The organism is Flavobacterium tistrianum (assembly GCF_003254545.1).
Classification (GTDB): domain Bacteria; phylum Bacteroidota; class Bacteroidia; order Flavobacteriales; family Flavobacteriaceae; genus Flavobacterium; species Flavobacterium tistrianum.
Window position 1 is genome coordinate 212,397 of the sequence record NZ_QJRH01000070.1, and the last position, 17,396, is coordinate 229,792.

At 35.9% G+C, this 17,396-nt stretch carries 13 protein-coding genes; 6 read left to right on the forward strand and 7 right to left on the reverse strand.

What is annotated here, in order from left to right; genetic code table 11:
- Positions 1 to 219: 219 nt before the first annotated feature.
- The 4 genes from DMB71_RS14465 (at position 220) to DMB71_RS14480 (ending at position 6,631) form a co-directional block, all read left to right on the forward strand.
- Positions 220 to 1,374 carry an efflux RND transporter periplasmic adaptor subunit gene (locus tag DMB71_RS14465; protein WP_111367239.1) on the forward strand — a complete coding sequence of 385 codons (1,155 nt, stop codon included), beginning with the start codon at positions 220 to 222 and terminating at the stop codon, positions 1,372 to 1,374.
- A gap of 5 nt (positions 1,375 to 1,379) precedes the next feature.
- A complete protein-coding gene (locus DMB71_RS14470) occupies positions 1,380 to 4,550 on the forward strand; it encodes an efflux RND transporter permease subunit (protein ID WP_111367241.1) in 3,171 nt (1,056 codons plus the stop codon).
- Positions 4,551 to 4,568: 18 nt separating this feature from the next.
- Entirely contained in the window at positions 4,569 to 5,975 is a 1,407-nt protein-coding gene (locus DMB71_RS14475; protein WP_111367243.1) for an efflux transporter outer membrane subunit, read from the forward strand.
- 179 nt (positions 5,976 to 6,154) lie between these two features.
- Complete coding sequence (locus DMB71_RS14480; protein WP_111367244.1) at positions 6,155 to 6,631, forward strand: hypothetical protein; 477 nt, start codon at positions 6,155 to 6,157, stop codon at positions 6,629 to 6,631.
- 552 nt (positions 6,632 to 7,183) lie between these two features.
- On the opposite strand, the gene fucP is transcribed toward DMB71_RS14480, so the two are convergent.
- The 7 genes from fucP to DMB71_RS14515 all read right to left on the reverse strand — a co-directional run bounded on the left by fucP (position 7,184) and on the right by DMB71_RS14515 (position 15,119).
- A complete protein-coding gene (gene fucP, locus DMB71_RS14485) occupies positions 7,184 to 8,488 on the reverse strand; it encodes an L-fucose:H+ symporter permease (RefSeq protein WP_111367246.1) in 1,305 nt (434 codons plus the stop codon).
- A 185-nt stretch (positions 8,489 to 8,673) separates the two neighbouring features.
- Positions 8,674 to 9,114, reverse strand: a complete 441-nt coding sequence (locus DMB71_RS14490) for a MaoC/PaaZ C-terminal domain-containing protein (protein WP_111367247.1) — start codon at positions 9,112 to 9,114, stop codon at positions 8,674 to 8,676.
- A gap of 115 nt (positions 9,115 to 9,229) precedes the next feature.
- A complete protein-coding gene (locus DMB71_RS14495; RefSeq protein ID WP_111367249.1) occupies positions 9,230 to 10,294 on the reverse strand; it encodes a Gfo/Idh/MocA family protein in 1,065 nt (354 codons plus the stop codon).
- Between the two features lie 33 nt (positions 10,295 to 10,327).
- Complete coding sequence (locus tag DMB71_RS14500) at positions 10,328 to 11,584, reverse strand: extracellular solute-binding protein (RefSeq protein WP_111367251.1); 1,257 nt, start codon at positions 11,582 to 11,584, stop codon at positions 10,328 to 10,330.
- Positions 11,584 to 12,723, reverse strand: coding sequence for a CaiB/BaiF CoA transferase family protein (locus tag DMB71_RS14505; protein WP_111367253.1), 1,140 nt, complete (start codon positions 12,721 to 12,723; stop codon positions 11,584 to 11,586). The genes DMB71_RS14500 and DMB71_RS14505 overlap by 1 nt, the downstream gene beginning before the upstream one ends.
- Positions 12,724 to 12,831: 108 nt before the next feature.
- Complete coding sequence (locus DMB71_RS14510) at positions 12,832 to 13,974, reverse strand: CaiB/BaiF CoA transferase family protein (RefSeq protein WP_111367254.1); 1,143 nt, start codon at positions 13,972 to 13,974, stop codon at positions 12,832 to 12,834.
- On the reverse strand, positions 13,971 to 15,119 hold the full coding sequence (locus DMB71_RS14515; RefSeq protein WP_111367256.1) for an ABC transporter substrate-binding protein: 1,149 nt from the start codon (positions 15,117 to 15,119) through the stop codon (positions 13,971 to 13,973). The genes DMB71_RS14510 and DMB71_RS14515 overlap by 4 nt, the downstream gene beginning before the upstream one ends.
- Positions 15,120 to 15,423: 304 nt before the next feature.
- Here DMB71_RS14515 and DMB71_RS14520 point away from each other — a divergent pair, with 304 nt between their 5' ends.
- Both DMB71_RS14520 and DMB71_RS14525 read left to right on the forward strand, forming a co-directional pair.
- Entirely contained in the window at positions 15,424 to 16,437 is a 1,014-nt protein-coding gene (locus DMB71_RS14520; protein WP_111367257.1) for a zinc-binding alcohol dehydrogenase family protein, read from the forward strand.
- A gap of 161 nt (positions 16,438 to 16,598) precedes the next feature.
- The gene (locus tag DMB71_RS14525; RefSeq protein ID WP_111367259.1) at positions 16,599 to 17,396 is read left to right on the forward strand and encodes an SDR family oxidoreductase; all 798 of its coding nucleotides are present in this window, start codon (positions 16,599 to 16,601) and stop codon (positions 17,394 to 17,396) included.

Consider the following 17,396-nt stretch of genomic DNA (forward strand, 5'->3'; position numbering starts at 1 on the left):
AATTTATGGGAATCGCTAAAACCTAATTCAGAATCTCTAAAAAGCATTTTAAAGCCGATAAGATAAAAATTAAACACTTGTTTAATATTTGAAAAAAATCCATCGGTTCTCAACTTACCTTTATCGATTGTTATTTGCTCTTCGTCTATTTGAAAAATTTCGTATCTTATATTTTATTTCTTTTGTTCACATATAATCGATAATTACACATTTTTCACAATGAATAAGCAATCATTTTTAAGCATTCTCGCAGCATCACTTATTATCGCTTCTTGCGGTAAAAATGATAAATCGGCTCAAGCCGGAGGTGCCCCGCAGATTAAAGAATATAAGACTGTGACTTTACAGACAAAATCAGCGACATTGAATAGCGATTTTCCTGCTAGTATTCAAGGACAGCAAAACATAGAAATTCGTCCACGAGTTGAAGGCTATATTGATAAAATTTTTGTTGATGAAGGTGCAGTAGTTAAAGCAGGACAGCCATTATTTAAAATCAGCGCTCCAGAATACGAACAGCAAGTTCGTACTGCAACCGCAAGTATAAAAAGTGCTCAAGCAGAAGTAAGTACAGCAAAATTGGCTGTCAACAAAGTGAAGCCATTGGTTGAAAAAGGAATTATCAGCAAATACGATTTAGAGTCGGCTCAATATACTTATGAATCGGCTATGGCATCGTTAGCTCAGGCAAATGCGGCTTTAGTAAATGCTAAAGTTAATTTGGGATATACTACAGTAACTAGTCCTGTAAATGGTGTTGTAGGTTCGATTCCTTTCCGTTTAGGAAGTTTGGTAAGTTCTAATACCGCTGAACCTTTAACAACAGTTTCAAGTATTGGTAATGTGTACGCATATTTTGCAATGAATGAAAAAGTATTGCTGAATTTTACTAAAGACGCAGGAGGTTCATTAAACCAAAAAATAAAAAGCATGCCAGAAGTTTCTTTGTTGCTTTCAGACGGTTCGACTTATGATCAAAAAGGAAAAATAGAAACTGTAAACGGATTAATCAATACAGAAACTGGTACAGTAAATTTTAGAGCACGTTTCCCAAATCCAAAGGGAATTATCAGAAGCGGAAGCAGCACAACGGTTAGAATTCCAAAAGAAGTAAAAGATGGAATCATCATTCCTCAAAGTGCCACATTTGAACTTCAGGATAAAATGTTCGCGGTAGTTTTAGGAAAAGACGGTAAAACAAAAAATGCTAATATCACTGTACTTGAAAATACAGCTGGAAATTATTACGTAGTAACCAGCGGTTTGCAAGCAGGTGACCAAATTGTATTAGAAGGAGTGGCTTCTCTAAAAGAAGGAACTGAAATTAAAGCCCAAAATCAAAGCCAGGAAACAGTTTACGCCGATTTAAAATAAAAAAAATGTTTAAAAGATTTATACAAAGACCCGTACTCTCGACGGTAATATCTGTTATTATCGTTATTTTAGGTGTTTTAGGCCTAATCGAGTTACCGATTTCCCAATATCCGGATATCGCACCGCCAACGGTTAACGTAGCCGCAAGTTATACTGGAGCCAATGCCGATGTGGTGCTGAAAAGTATCGTGATTCCGTTGGAAGAGCAAATTAATGGTGTAGAAAACATGACTTACATGACTTCTACAGCTACAAATGATGGTAACGCATCGATCAAAGTTTTCTTTAAAGTAGGAACTAATCCTGACTTAGCGGCGGTAAACGTTCAGAACAGGGTTTCTCGAGCTACAAGTTTACTGCCTGTAGAGGTGACTCAAGCAGGGGTTACGGTAACTAAAAGTCAGAGTAGTAACTTATTGATTTTCTCCTTATACAGTGATGATAAAGCTTACGATCAGACATTTCTTCAGAACTATGCAAAGATTAACCTTGTACCGCAAATTCAGCGTGTTGTTGGGGTAGGAGATGTAACCGTTTTTGGTGCAAAAGATTACTCTATGAGAATCTGGCTGAAACCAGATATAATGCAGCAATATAAACTGATTCCAAGTGATATTTCTGCAGCTTTAGCAGAGCAGAATATCGAAGCAGCACCAGGTAAATTTGGTGAAAACGGAAATCAGGCATTTCAATATGTAATTAAATACAAAGGACGTTTGACAAGCGCTAAGGAATTTGAAGATATTGTTATCAAATCTGTTGGAAACGGACAGATGCTGAGACTTAAAGATGTAGCAAAAGTAGAGTTAGGATCTTTAAGTTATGCTCAAACGATTAAAACAAATGGAGTAGAATCTGCAGCAATGGCAATTAGCCAGACTCCTGGTTCTAATGCGCGTGATGTAATCATCAATTCTAAAAAACTGATTGAAGAAGCTGCGAAAAGTTTTCCTAAAGGTATGAAATACACCATCATGGTGGACGTTAACGAAAACTTGGATGCTTCTATAGAAAAGGTAATTCATACTTTGATTGAAGCGTTTATTTTGGTTTTCATCGTAGTATTTATTTTCCTTCAAGATTTTAGATCAACTTTAATTCCAGCGATTGCGGTTCCGGTTGCGATTGTAGGAACGTTTTTCTTCCTGAATTTATTCGGATTTACGATTAACTTATTGACGCTTTTCGCAATGGTACTCGCCATTGGTATTGTGGTCGATGATGCGATTGTTGTCGTCGAGGCCGTTCACGCCAAACTCGATCACGGATATAAATCGGCTAAAAAAGCGACTATTCATGCGATGGATGAAATTTCGGGAGCGATTATTTCGATTACATTAGTAATGGCCGCTGTATTTATTCCGGTAACCTTTATTACAGGATCTACAGGAGTTTTCTACAAGCAGTTTGGTATTACGCTGGCAGTTGCGATTATTCTTTCGGCAGTAAACGCCTTGACTTTGAGTCCGGCTTTATGTGCGCTTTTGTTGAAACCGCACGCCGATGATCATAAACATAAAAGTTATTTACAGCGTTTTTATACTTCATTTAACGTCGCATTCGATAATGTTACGGCACGATACAAACGTTCCGTAAGTTTCCTTTCTGCTAAAAAATGGATTGCAGTAGGTTCTATCGTAATAGCAGGTGTAGCTTTAGTTTATATGATGAAGACGACTCCATCAGCTTTCGTTCCTTCTGAGGATCAGGGAACTGTTTTTGCTAACATTAGCTTGCCGCCATCAGCTTCTATGGAACGTTCTGATATCATGGCAAAAAGAGTAGACAGTATTGCGAAAACAATTCCAGGAGTAAAAAATACCCTTCGTATCGTTGGTCAGAACTTTACTGCTGGAGCTGGTAGTGCTTACAGTATGGTTATTGTAAAATTATATCCTTGGGATAAGCGTGATCTTAGTGTTGATGATGTAATCGGGCAGCTTTTTGCTAAAACAAGCGGTATTCGTGAAGCCAATATTTTCTTTATTTCGCCTCCAACTATTCAAGGTTTCGGACAAAGCGGCGGATTCGAATTCCAATTGCAGGACAAAGGTGGACACACAACTTCTGAATTTTATAAAGTTAATAATGAGTTTTTAGCAAAATTATCTGAGCGCCCAGAAATACAATATGCAACAACGCCATTTAACCCTGGTTTCCCTCAGTATATGATGGATATTAATTTAGCGAAAGCGAAAGATGCAGGAGTTTCGGTAAATACGATTCTATCAACCATGCAAGGTTATTATGGTGGATTGTATGCTTCCAATTTCAACAAATTTGGAAAACAATATCGTGTAATGGTTCAGGCTGCTCCAGAGTTTAGAGCTAATACGGAAGGGTTGAATAAGATTTTCGTTAGAAACAGTGCAGGAAACATGGCGCCAATTACTGAGTTTGTAAAAATGACAAGAGTTTTTGGACCAGAATCTATTTCGAGATTTAACTTATTTACGTCGATTTCGATTACCGGAGCACCAAAACCAGGTTACAGTTCTGGAGATGCAATTAAAGCTATTCAGGAAGTGGCTGCAGAAAATCTTCCAGCAGGTTATGGTTATGAATTCTCTGGATTAACACGTGAGGAATTAGCATCGGGCGGTGAAACAATTTTCATTTTCCTTTTATGTTTGGTATTCGTTTACTTCCTTTTAAGTGCACAATATGAGAGCTACATTTTACCATTTGCAGTACTATTCTCAATTCCGTTTGGATTGGCAGGAGCGTATTTATTTTCGATTATTTTCAAATTAAATAGCAATATTTACTTGCAGATTTCCTTAATCATGCTGATCGGACTTCTGGCGAAGAATGGTATTTTGATTGTCGAATTTGCTTTGGATAGAAGAAGAAAAGGACTTCCAATTGTACAAGCAGCCATTGAAGGAGCAGTAGCGCGTTTACGTCCAATTTTGATGACTTCGTTTGCCTTTATTTTAGGATTAGTTCCACTAATGTTTGCTTCTGGAGCAGGAGCTGTGGGAAATAGATCGATTGGTACTGGAGCCGTTGGAGGTATGTTGATCGGAACAATTTTAGGAGTATTTGTTATTCCGGTTCTGTTTATCATTTTCCAAACTTTACAAGAAAAAGTAAGCGGTCCAGCAAAAGATGGTTATGATGATGAAGACGACGATGAAGACGAAATTCATTTAATAGAAGCTCACAAAGAGTAAACTTAAATTACAACAAAAATGACGAATAGTTCAAATAAATATATTTTACTGGTAATGACAGCCGCACTTATTAGTGCGTGCTCTGTTACCAAGAAATACGAACGTCCCACAACATTAAAAACAGACCAGTTGTATCGTGATCAGTCTACAACAGATTCGACTACAATTGCAGATATGCCTTGGAATACTGTTTTTAAAGATGAAAAGCTGAATGCACTAATTCAAAAAGGATTAGATCAGAACCTGAATCTAAAAAATGCAATTGAGAATATTGTTCAAGCAAGAGCATCTTTGCGTCAGAGTAAATTGGCTTATTACCCAAGTTTGCAATTGGATGCAAACGTAACGCACAACAAACAATCTCAGGCAGCATTAAACTTTCCGTCGGGAATCAATATTAATACGTTAACGACTACTTACAAATTAGGCGTAAGCAGTTCTTGGGAAATTGATGTTTGGGGAAAATTAAGCAGTTCTAAAAGAGCAGCTCTAGCAACCTATTTAGCTTCAGATGCTGCAAAACAAGCAGTTCAAACGCAATTAATTGCTGATATTGCCAATAATTACTTTTTATTGTTAGCTTATGATGAATCGTTAAAAATTACGGAAGAAACATTAAAAAGTCGTATCGAAAACGTTGAAACCATTAAAGCTTTAAAGGAAGGAGCAATTGTAACTGGTGCGGCTGTTGTTCAGAGTGAAGCGAACCAGCATGCAGCTGAAGTTTTAATTCCAGACTTGAAACAAAGCATTCGTGAAACCGAAAATGCTTTGAATATTTTACTTGGACAAGGACCTGGACCTATTGATAGAGGAGTTTTGGGGACACAGATTATTCCTGAAAAAATCGCAATCGGAATGCCTGCACAATTGTTGAATAATCGTCCAGATGTCCGTCAAGCGGAATTTAATTTCAGAGTCGCTTTTGAGTCGACTAATTTGGCTAAAACTTATTTTTACCCAAGTTTAACGCTTACTGCAAGTACAGGATTTTCAAATTTAGAGTTGAATGACTTCTTCAGCCATTCTATTTTTTATTCGATTATTGGAGGATTAACACAGCCTTTATTTAATCACGGTTTAAATAAAATGAGATTGACTACAGCGCAGTCACAACAATTGCAAGCATACAACAATTTCCAGCAAAGCCTTTTAGTCGCTGGTCAAGAAGTTTCAAATGCCTTGTATGCGTATCAAATGGCTGTTGAAAAAGAAGATTCTAGAGCGAAACAAATTGCAGCTTTAGAGAAAGCAGTAGATTTTACGCAAGAACTTTTAGAATACAGTTCGGCAACTAACTATACAGATGTATTAACATCTCAGCAAAACCTTTTAGCGGCACAATTAAACGGAGTAAATGATAATCTCCAGAAATTGCAAGCTGTTATTAATTTGTACAGAGCGTTGGGTGGTGGTTGGAAATAATTGTTTATAATGATAAAAACCGTCTCAAAATCTGAGGCGGTTTTTTGAAAAGTACATCGTCTAAAAAACACTATTCGTCGATTAGTTTCGTAATTTTGTATAATGAATGCTTGAATCACAAATCTTTGGCATTAATTTCGATTAGTATCTATTAAAGTTAACATTTAAATTCTAAAGACGTGAAAAAGTTAATATTCGCCTCAGTGCTTTTTATGAGTGCATTTTTTGCTCAAGCTCAGGTATCAGTAAATGTAAATATTGGTACTCCTCCAAATTGGGGACCGCAGGGTTACGACAATAGCAGATACTATTATTTGCCAGACATCGATGTGTATTATGATATTAATCAAAGTGTATTCATTTATGACAACAGCGGAAAATGGGTTCGTGAAAGAAGACTTCCGTCAAGATATAGAAACTATGATTTATATTCAGGATACAAAGTAGTTTTGACCGATTATAGAGGAGATTCGCCTTATTACTATCATTCAAAACATAGAGCTGAATATCCGAAAGGTTACCATGGAAAACCTCAAAAAAACAGAGGAGAAAAGCCAAAAGGCAACAACGGAAACCACTATGGAAATGATAAAGGAAAAAACAAAGGAAATAAGTCAGACAAGAACCACGATCACGGTAATGGCAAACACCATTAATAAACATGACTAAAAGAAAACGCCTCCAATTTGGAGGCGTTTTTGATTTTATGTCATAAGAAAAATAGAAAATAGAAAATAGAAAATAGAAAATAGAAAATAGAAAATAGAAAATAGAAAATAGAAAATATATCGATTATGTATTTCGAATATAGCCCGCGGTTTCAACCGCGGGAAACGTATTGTGATGATATTGTGTAGCTCCTCCGTAGCTTTTTCTTGCGCTGGGATTTTTTGCTATAAATATTTCGCTCCTCTGGAGCTTTTGTGTTTTATTTGCTAATTTGTAGTTAGAATCTAGTAACCTCCAGCTTTAGCTGGAGGTTACTAGATTCTACTTTATTGGCTTTAGCCAAACTAGACGAAAAGTTTGGCTAAAGCCTTTTATTTGCATAAACAAAAAAACTCCAGCTAAAGCTGGAGGCAATTGATATTTTTAAATATTTAAAAAAAATTATTGCTAATTCGTGCAATTGCTTCGCAAGTTCGCTATCGCTCGGGTTGTGGCAAAACAAAAATCCTTTTTAATCCAAATAATCTGTGGCTAAAAAACTATTCAGAGGCCGTTTTCAGCTTATGGCCAAAAGCTCCAAAAGAAAGAATAATCAAGAAACAAACTAAAGGAATAATATATCCAGACTGAATATCATCATGATTCATATCAATCAAAGTTCCCATTCCGTAAGGAATAATAGCACCTCCGACAATTGACATTACCAACCAAGAAGAACCCGTTTCAGTATTCGATTTTAAGCCTTTAATTCCTAAAGAAAATATCGTTGGGAACATAATTGACATAAAGAACCCAATTCCTCCAAGAGCGTAAATTACCACGATTCCTGAACCATAAATAGCTACTAAACAAAGTAAAACGCTCATTACGCAGTAGATCGACAATAAAACATAATCTTTTACAAAACGTAGAAAGAAAGTCCCAATAAAACGTCCTGCCATAAAAAGGAAACCGTAGATTCCTAAATAATATCCAGCCGTTTTTTCGTCTAATCCGGCTCCTTGTTGTGCAATTCTGATAAAGAAACTCGTAATACAAACCTGTGCACCAACATAAAAGAATTGAGCGATAACGCCCCAGCTTAAATGTCTGAATTTTAAAACAGAGAAAAATCCAGGTTTGATTTCAGCTTCTGCATGAGTTGCTTTCATTGAGGGCAATTGTACGAAATAGAAAATTACCGCAACTAAAACTAAGATACTCCCCAAAACGATGTAAGGCATTTTTACAGAAGCCGCTTCACCCAATAAATAAGCCGCTTTTTCTGCTTCAGGCATTGCAGCCATTTGTTCTGGCGTATGATTAGTTCCTGAAAGAATAAATAACGAACCAACAATAGGAGCAACCATGGCAGCCAATCCGTTGAAAGAAGCTGCTAAATTCAATCTTTTAGAAGAAGATTCTGCTGGCCCTAAAATCGCTGCATAAGGATTGGCACTAGTTTCTAAAATAGTTAAACCACATCCAATTACAAAAAGTGCAAATAAAAACAATTCATAAGTTCTGGTATTAGCAGCAGGAACAAATAAAAATGCTCCAATAGCAAAAACCAATAATCCAGTTATAATGCTGTTTTTATAGCCAAACTTTTTAATCAGCATTCCCGCTGGAATTGCCATGATAAAATAAGCAAAGAATACAGAAGTATCAATTAAAGTAGATTGACGATTGTTTAATTCACACGCTTTTTTCAAATGCGGAATTAAAACTGAATCTAAATTGTGGGCCATTCCCCACAGAAAAAATAGACATGTAACGAGAATAAAAGGCAGAAGATATTGTTTTTGATTTCCGCCTTCTGATGGCACTTCATGTTGATCGCCAGCTTGGTTTGTAATTTGCATTGTTTAGATAGTTTTTTTAGGTTCAAAGTGACAAAGTAACAAAGGCTCAAAGTGTGGAAATCTATGTTTCTTTGTTGCTTTTTTTTTGTTTAGTATTCAGGTTTGAGTGGCAAAAAGAATATTTTCAAAGAAGAGAAACCTCTGTCCCTTTGTAACTTTGTTCCTTTGTCACTTCAAGAAAAAGTTTACTTTTTCTTAACAAATAAAAGGTGATCACATACCAAAACGACTTCACCGCGTTGGTTAATGATTTCTACATGTTCTGTGACAGCTCCCATTTCTGGATGTTTGGCTTCGCCTTTTTCAGAAATAGTTACTTCAGAGTGAATAGTATCGCCGATATGGACAGGTTTTACAAAACGCATTTTGTCGTATCCTCTAGAAAAAGCTTCAGGGTTTATTTCAGAAGCGGTTAATCCGATTCCGATGGCAAAAACCATGGTTCCGTGTGCAATTCTTTGTCCGAAGGATTGAGTTTTGCACCATTCTTCGTCCATGTGATGAGGGAAGAAATCTCCAGTATGTCCGGCATGAACAACAAAATCGGTTTCTGTAATGGTTCTGCCTAAAGTTATTCGTTTGTCGTCGATTTGATAATCTTCGAAAAAAGTCGATTTGAAATACATAATTTATTCTTTTTATTCGTCAGCTCTTTCAAATAGATTTCAAAATCAGGTTTGTTTTGAAGAGGACTTAAATTTTGTTTTTTGGTTTTGAAATATAGTGTTTTAATTACACTTATTAAAAAGAAATTCCTCCATTTTTGTTGCTTTCGTAACAAGCTTCTACAACTTTCATCGTGCCTAACACATCTTGAACACTTGCAGATAATATCTTGTCAGAACCTTCTTTATAACGCATCAGATTGGACATCGCGCCAATAAAAGCTTCTGGAAACCAAGAACCTTCCAATTTTACTTCTGTCCATTCGTATTCATTTTCATTATCTTTTTTGGGCAAAGCGTACTCAAAAACGTCGGGTAAACCGTCAGGATAGTTCATTAACAATCCCATTTTTGCTTTAACAGCGCCTTTTGTTCCTTCCCATTTGATGTAACTTTCTTCATGTTTTGGACCAAAATGATGATCGTGATTTGTATTGATGACAACATGTTTATCTTCACCATAATCCAAAATAATGGTAGATCGGCTTGACGATAATTTCTTAAGCGGATGTTTAGCTGTTTTCGCATAAACACTTTTCGGATTTCCCAAAAAAGATCGAATGCAGTCGATATAATGAACACTGTGGAAAAGAATCTCCAATCTCGGATGTTCTTTAATTAAAGGAAACAATTCCCAAGGTGTATTTACAGTTACTTTGAATTCTAAATCGTATAATTCACCAATGATGCCCTGATCGATTAAATATCGGGCAGCGCTTACAAAAGAAGCAAAACGCAATTGGAAATTGATTGCAGCAACCAAATTTTTTCTTTCGCATACTTCTACAATTTCGCGTGCCTGAGCCAAATCATTTCCCATTGGTTTCTGGATCAAAACAGCTGCACCGTCAGGCAATTGCTCTAAAATTTCGATGTATTGATCAGGTAAGACGGTAATATCGTAAACAGCATTTGATGGCGCATTTTTTACTGCATCGGCAACACTTTCAAAAACATGATCGATTTTGAATTCTTTCTGTAAATCGTAAGCTTTTGAAATCGTTCTGTTGGTAATGCCAAAAACTTTAAAACCAGCCATTTCATAAGCAGGAAGATGCGCATCTTTTACAATACCGCTTGCTCCAATAATCACAATGGGCTGTTCTGTTTGGGGAAGTAAAGGTTTATAGGGAATATTCATGTGTACTATATTTTGAAATTAAGCCTGCAAATTTTAATTTTTGACAGAGCTGTGTAATATTGTTCCTTGACTTAATTCTTTTATTTTTTTTTGAGTTTTCTCTAAAAGTATATCTGATGAAATATCAGTTTCAATGGCTTTTAAAACAGCGCCGTCAATAAGTTCGGCTACTTTTGGCCAGATTGGTGTTTGAGGAAGTGTCAGTGCATTTTCATGTAGCATTTCCAGTTTATGATAAAATGGAATTAAAGTATTAATTTCTTCGTCTTTCCAAGTTGATTTTCTGCATCCGATTCCGCCTTCCATAGTTAATAATTTATCGCTTTCGGGTGTAGTGGCAAATCGTAAAAAATCATACGCTAGTTTTTTATGTTTGCTTCCAGAACCAATCGTGTATAACCAATATACATTCAAAGAAGCCGTTTTATGACCAGGATCGGATGGGAGAGAAGTGATATCGATTTTTCCTTTCACTTTCGATTCTTCGATCACTTCTGCCATAGAAGCAAATCCGAACCAATTGATTGCCATTGCAGCTTGTCCTTCGGCGAAAGCCAAACCAGCTTCAACAGAACCAAATTCACGAGATTTTGGATGAACAGCATTTTTGTCATTGACCATTTTTCTATAAAAATCCAATGCTTTTATTGCTGCTTCATTGTGAATATCAATCTGATTTTTGTTGTTTAATAAAGAACCGCCACGTGTCCATAATTGAAGGCAAAAATCAAAAACCATATTATGTCCGTCAGGATAATTGGCAAAAACGCATCCGTACAAATTTTGTTCGGGACGATTGAAAAAGGTCGCAATTTGTGCAAATTCCTGCCAGGTTTTTGGCGTAGCAAGTTCGTAGCCAAATTGTTTTTTAAAATTGGCTTTCTCTGTTTCGTTTTCGAATAAATCTTTTCGGTAAATCAGACATTCTGGACCATCATGAAATGGAAGCCCGAAAATCCCGTTGCTTAATTTTTGTAAATGCAACAGCGATTTATGCCATCCAAAAGGGTAATTTTCTGGTGGATTTTCTCCAATTAATGAAAATAAATTTAGAACCGCATTTTCGTTTGCAGCATCAAAAATCCAATCGGTATTGATATGAGCGATATCCCATTTTCCTTCTTTTAAACCTTTTTCTGAAATAGTAGTTTCATATAAGTCATGAAGTTCCAGTGCGATCATTTCAGCTTCAATTGTTATATTGTTTTGAAGTGAAAATGCATTCCATAATTTTCGAAGTGTACTTTCGAAAGGATCGAATTTACGAACGGCGATTCTAATTTTTTCCATTAACAGTCTATAAATTCTTTAATAATTTTCTCATTGTCCTGACCTAGTTTAGGCGAACCTTTTCCTGATGTCAGATATTCGCCGTCAATTTTTATTGGACAGCGTGTTGTTTTGTATGTATAGCCATCAAGCATTTCGACTTGCTGTGTAAAATTTAAAACTTTAAATCCATCTTCTGCAAACAACTGCTGATAGTTTAAAACTCCTGCGCACCAAATATCTGCGGGTTCTAAAATGTCCAGCCAAAACTGTGTTTCCTGCGTTTGCAAATGATCAGCAAGTATATTTTTGATTTCGTCTCTAAGCGTAAATTTATTCTCAGGAAAAACTAATAAAGCATCACATTTTAGCAAAGAAGCTAAAACAGAAATCGATCCCATTGCCAATGCTAAATAGCCGTTTTTGGTTTTGTAAATTCCGTATGGAGCGCCCAAATAAGCGTGTGCATTGTTGGTTTTAGTTCGAATTGGCAATTCACCGCCGTCATTGAAAAAAGTGGTAATGGTTTCAAACTGAAAATCAAATGCCGATTCCAGCATACTTACCTGAATTTGTGCGCCAATATTATGGGTGGCTTTTCTGTATAAAGCAGCTAAAATTCCTTGTGCCAAATGCGCTCCAGCCAACATATCTACAATTGATAATCCCATTGGTACCGGACCATCTTCCTGATTTCCACTCAACCAAGTCAAAGCCGTTAAAGATTGTAAAAGTAAATCCTGCCCTGGTAAATCTTTCAAATCTGGATGTTCTCCAAAACCGGAAATTGAACCATAAATCACATTCGGATTGATGCTTTTTACATCTTCATAACTCAAACCAATTCGTTCCATAACTCCAGGTCTGAAATTATGCATGACAACATCGGCTTTGGCTAATATTTTTTTTAGTTTTTGAAGTTCTTTTGGCTGTTTAAAATCAATTGCGAAAGATTCTTTATTTCTGTTGATGGTATGAAAAACAGACGATTCGCCGTTCATAATCAAATCAGAAGTATATAAAGTACGGCAGATATCTCCCGTTCCCGGTTTTTCAATTTTTATAACGCGCGCGCCCAAATCAGCCAAGCGCAAACTCGCCGAAGGCCCCGAAAGAAACTGACTGAAATCTATAATTAAATAATCTTCTAAAGGCTTCATTTTTTCTGTTTAACCGTTTTATTGTTTAATCGTTGTATTTGTTTATTTGTTAATTCGTTGATTTGTTTAGTACGATTAAACGATTAAACAAATAAACGATTCAACAGTTTACCGAATAAACTCATTATGTATATTCAAATTATCTTGTCCTACTTTTGGAGCGGCTTTTTCACTTAACAAAATTTCACCATCCAATTGAATTGGACTTCTGGTTGTTACCATTGTTTCGCCTTCGGTATTTTTCACCGTTTGTTTCAGCTGTAATTCATTCACAAAAGGCTGATTGTCTAATTCTTCGTAGTTGAAAACTTTTCCGCACCAGATACCTTCTTTCTGTAAAATATCAATCCAATAATTAGAAGTCTGGGTTTGAATTCTTTCGCTCAAAATCGTTCTGATTTCATCTCTTTTTTCAAACCAAAGATGTTTATCCGCGAAAGCATTTAAATCCAATCCCAAAGTTTTTCCAATGAAAATTAAATCGCCCATTGCCAATGATAAATAACCATCTTGTGTTGGATAAACTCCATAAGGAGCGCTTAAAAAAGCATGTGCGCTTCCTTTTATATCGCCACGTTCAGGTAACTGACCGCCATCGTTTAAGAAAGAAGTTATCGCTTCAAATTGTACATCGAGAATAGATTCTAATAAACTGACTTCTACCAAAACTCCTTTTTTGGTTTTAGCTCTTTTTAAAAGTGCTGCTAAAATTCCTTGTACAAAATGATTCCCGCACATTAAATCGGCTACAGCCAAACCAAAAGGAACTGGACCTTGACTTTTGCGTCCGCTTAGCCAGCTTAATCCAGAAAGCGATTGCAATAATAAATCTTGTCCCGGTTTTTTGGCCCACGGACCTTCATTTCCGTAACCCGTAATGGTTCCGTAAATAATCTGCGGATTAATAGAAAGCGTATTTTCAAAATCTAAACCGATTTTTTCCATCACACCAGGTCTGAAATTATGCGTCATAATATCAGCCTTTTCGATTAGTTTTTTGATTAAAACCAAATCGTCGGGATTTTTTAAATCGGCAGCAAAAGATTCTTTGTTTCTATTAATGGTATGAAAAAGTAAACTGCTATCGTCTACAAATAAATCTTTGATGCTCAATTGTCTGCAGGCTTCTCCTTTTATAGGACGTTCGATTTTGATAACGCGTGCGCCCAAGTCGGCTAGCTTTAAACCCGCCGAAGGTCCTGCTAAAAACTGGCAGAATTCCAGAACAATTAATCCTTCTAAAGGTCTCATATGGTCTGGATTTTTAGAGATTCCGCGTAAAGCGAATTCATTTCTTCCAAAACTTTTAATTCGTCTTCGCCATTCATCAAATAATTGCGTACCACATCTCCTGCGTGATCTTGGAAATACATATGTCCGTAATATCTTGGGCGAAGGAAAGCGCGTTCTAAAGCAGGAAGTGTATTTTTGAAATAATCATGTGTCACGCCATTAATTCTGTCGCTTTTCCAAGCTTGCAAATGCCCTGGCTGACCACCATTGTCAGTATAAATATTCTGCTGCACTTGTGCTGAACACGTAAATTCAGCATATTTTATGGCAGTTTCGATATGTTCGCTGAATGAAGAAACAGCCAAACCAGTTCCGCCTAAAGACGAAATCATTGGATTATCATTCAGTTTTACTAAATCATAAAAATGTAAAAGGTTTTGGCTGTAGCCAATGCGCGAATAGTTAGAATAACCATAAGCGAAAGGACAATAGGCAATTTCGTCTGAGCTGACCATTACTTCGTAAACTTGTATAGGATTTCTATTAAAGTTAGCAGGATCAATTAATTGAGCCAATTCTCTAAACATTTGAAGCGCTTTGATTCCAGTAGTTTCAGAAATCACTTTTTCTTCAGAAAGAAAAGGAGCTTCACCCAAACTACAGCAGAACATGTAAAAACTCATTAAAACATCTACAGGAATTCCAGCAAAAGCGACTAAACCTTTTTTAGCCAATGCTAATAAATCATCGTACGTTTTAGGAACTTCTAAATTATTTTTTTCTAAAAGATCCAATCGGGCAGAGGCAACCGGAGTCGCTGCATCAATTGGCAACGCCCACAATTTGTCATGAAAAACATAACTTCCGTATGATTTTCCAACAGTATTATTTTCTTGATCTTTAATATATTCGTTTGATAAATAATCAGATAACGGAAGAATCGCTTTGGTCTGCGCTCCAAAACCTGTCCAAGGATGATCGATAACCAGTAAATCGAATCTTTTGGCTAAATCTTCAATAGAGGCATCTGCAAATTCTTGTAAGCTTCTCTTTTCCCAAGAAATTTCAACATCGGGATGTAGTTCTGTAAAACGCTGCGATGTGGCAACCATAGGAAGCAAACCTCTTGTATGGTTCCAAGTTATGCCTTTTAGTTTTATCATTTTTGTATAGGAATTTTGGATAGTGAAATCGATTGAAATAATAAATGTAAAATTTACAATTACAAAAGTAGAAATAAGATTGAAATGAACAAGAAATCCTTTCTTTTTAAGAAATCTTTTTTACAGAAATGGATAATTAGTGATATAATTTTTACAAACCATTTAAAAAATGTTATAAAAATTTAAAGTTTAGTCATTTTCATTAACGGAAATAAAAAATATATCTCGGATATTAATTTTTAAAAAGTATTTTTGTAATTGTAATTTTTACATTTATTTTTTTACAATGAAAACTAATTAACTAATGAAATATATTGTTTGCGAAAAACCCCAGGAATTTTTACTAAAAGAAACCAATATTCCAGAACCAAAAGAAGGAGAAGTTTTATTGAAAATTAAAAGAATCGGTATCTGTGGAACTGATATTCATGCTTTTGGCGGTACTCAGCCGTATTTTGAATATCCAAGAATTTTAGGTCACGAATTGGCGGCTGAGTATGTAAAGGGAAATGCAGCAGGTTTTAAACCTGGTGATAAAGTAACCTTTATTCCTTATTTTAACTGCGGAAAATGTGTTGCCTGTAGAAATGGTTTAACAAACTGCTGTGTAAATATTAAAGTTTTCGGAGTTCATATTGATGGAGGAATGGCAGAATATGTTTCTATTCCAGAACAATATTTATTGCATGGTCAAGGCTTAGATTATGATGAATTGGCTTTGGTTGAACCTTTGGCAATTGCGGCACATGGAGTTAGAAGAGCAGCTGTAAAACCAACAGACACTGTTTTGGTAATGGGAGCAGGGCCAATAGGAATTGGATTAATTCAGTTTGCTAAAATTGCCGGTGCAAAAGTGATAGTAATGGATATCAACAATTACAGATTAAACTTCTGTAAAACAGAATTAAATGCAGACGAAACGATTAATCCGTTGAATGATGATGTTGCGCAAAAATTAGCTGAATTGACAAACGGTGATATGGCAAATGTAGTAATTGATGCAACTGGAAACCAGAAAGTGATGAACAGCGCTTTTAATTATATTTCACACGGCGGAAGATTTGTTTTGGTCGGACTTCAAAAAGGCGAATTAAGTTTCAGTCATCCAGATTTCCACAAAAGAGAATCTACTTTAATGAGCAGCCGAAATGCTACAATTGAAGATTTCGAATATGTAATGAAATGCCTAAAAGAAGGAAAAATAGATCCGAAGAAATACATCACGCACAGAACCAGTTTTGCTGAAATGATTACTGATTTTGGTAAGTTGATTGACCCGAAGAATAATGTGATTAAGGCGCTGATTGAAATAGACTAAGAGTATATTGTAAAGTACTGTTTGTCATTTCGACGAAGGAGAAATCTCCACGAGTAGCTCCGTCAAGAAATTCGCCAATATTTGTTGAATTTCTTGCGAAGATTTCTCCTTCGTCGAAATGACAAAAATGAGGAAAAATATAAATTTAAATACCCACAAAAATGGATTTAAACTTAAAAAATAAAATAGTTGTTGTTTCCGGCTCGGCTGGAAAAGAAGGCAGTATCGGAGAAACGATTGTAAACAGATTAGCAGATGAAGGAGCAATCCCGGTTTTGGTTGACAGAAATGCAAGAGGTTTCGAATACGTAGAAAGACTTCAAAAAAGAGGTGTTAATTCACTATTTGTACAAACTGATGTAACAGATCCTGTTGCGATAGAAAATGCGGTAAAAGTAATCGGAGCTAAATACGGAAGAATTGATGCTATTATCAATAATGTTGGAGTGAATGACGGTGCAGGATTAGACGCTTCTTACGAGGAATTTATGGATTCATTGAAATTGAATGTAGTAAGTTATTTTCTTTTAGCTAAATATTCACTTCCATATTTAAAAGAATCAAGAGGAAATATCTTAAATATTGGTTCAAAAGTGGCTTTAACAGGCCAGGGCGGAACTTCTGGTTACGCTGCTGCGAAAGGTGGAGTTTTGGGCCTAACAAGAGAATGGGCAGTAGATTTGATTCAGTATGGAATCCGTTCAAATGCCATTATTATTGCTGAAAGTTATACGCCAGCCTACGAAGATTGGATTAAAATATTGCCAGATGGAGAGGCGGTCTTGAAAAAAATTAGTAAAACGATTCCTTTAGAAAGTCGTATGACTAAAACCGAAGAAATTGCAGATACGGCTCTTTTTGTCATTTCAGAAAAATCATCGCATACTACGGGACAATTTGTTTTTGTTGATGGAGGCTACGTACATTTAGATCGTGCATTAATCAGCGATGTTAATTAA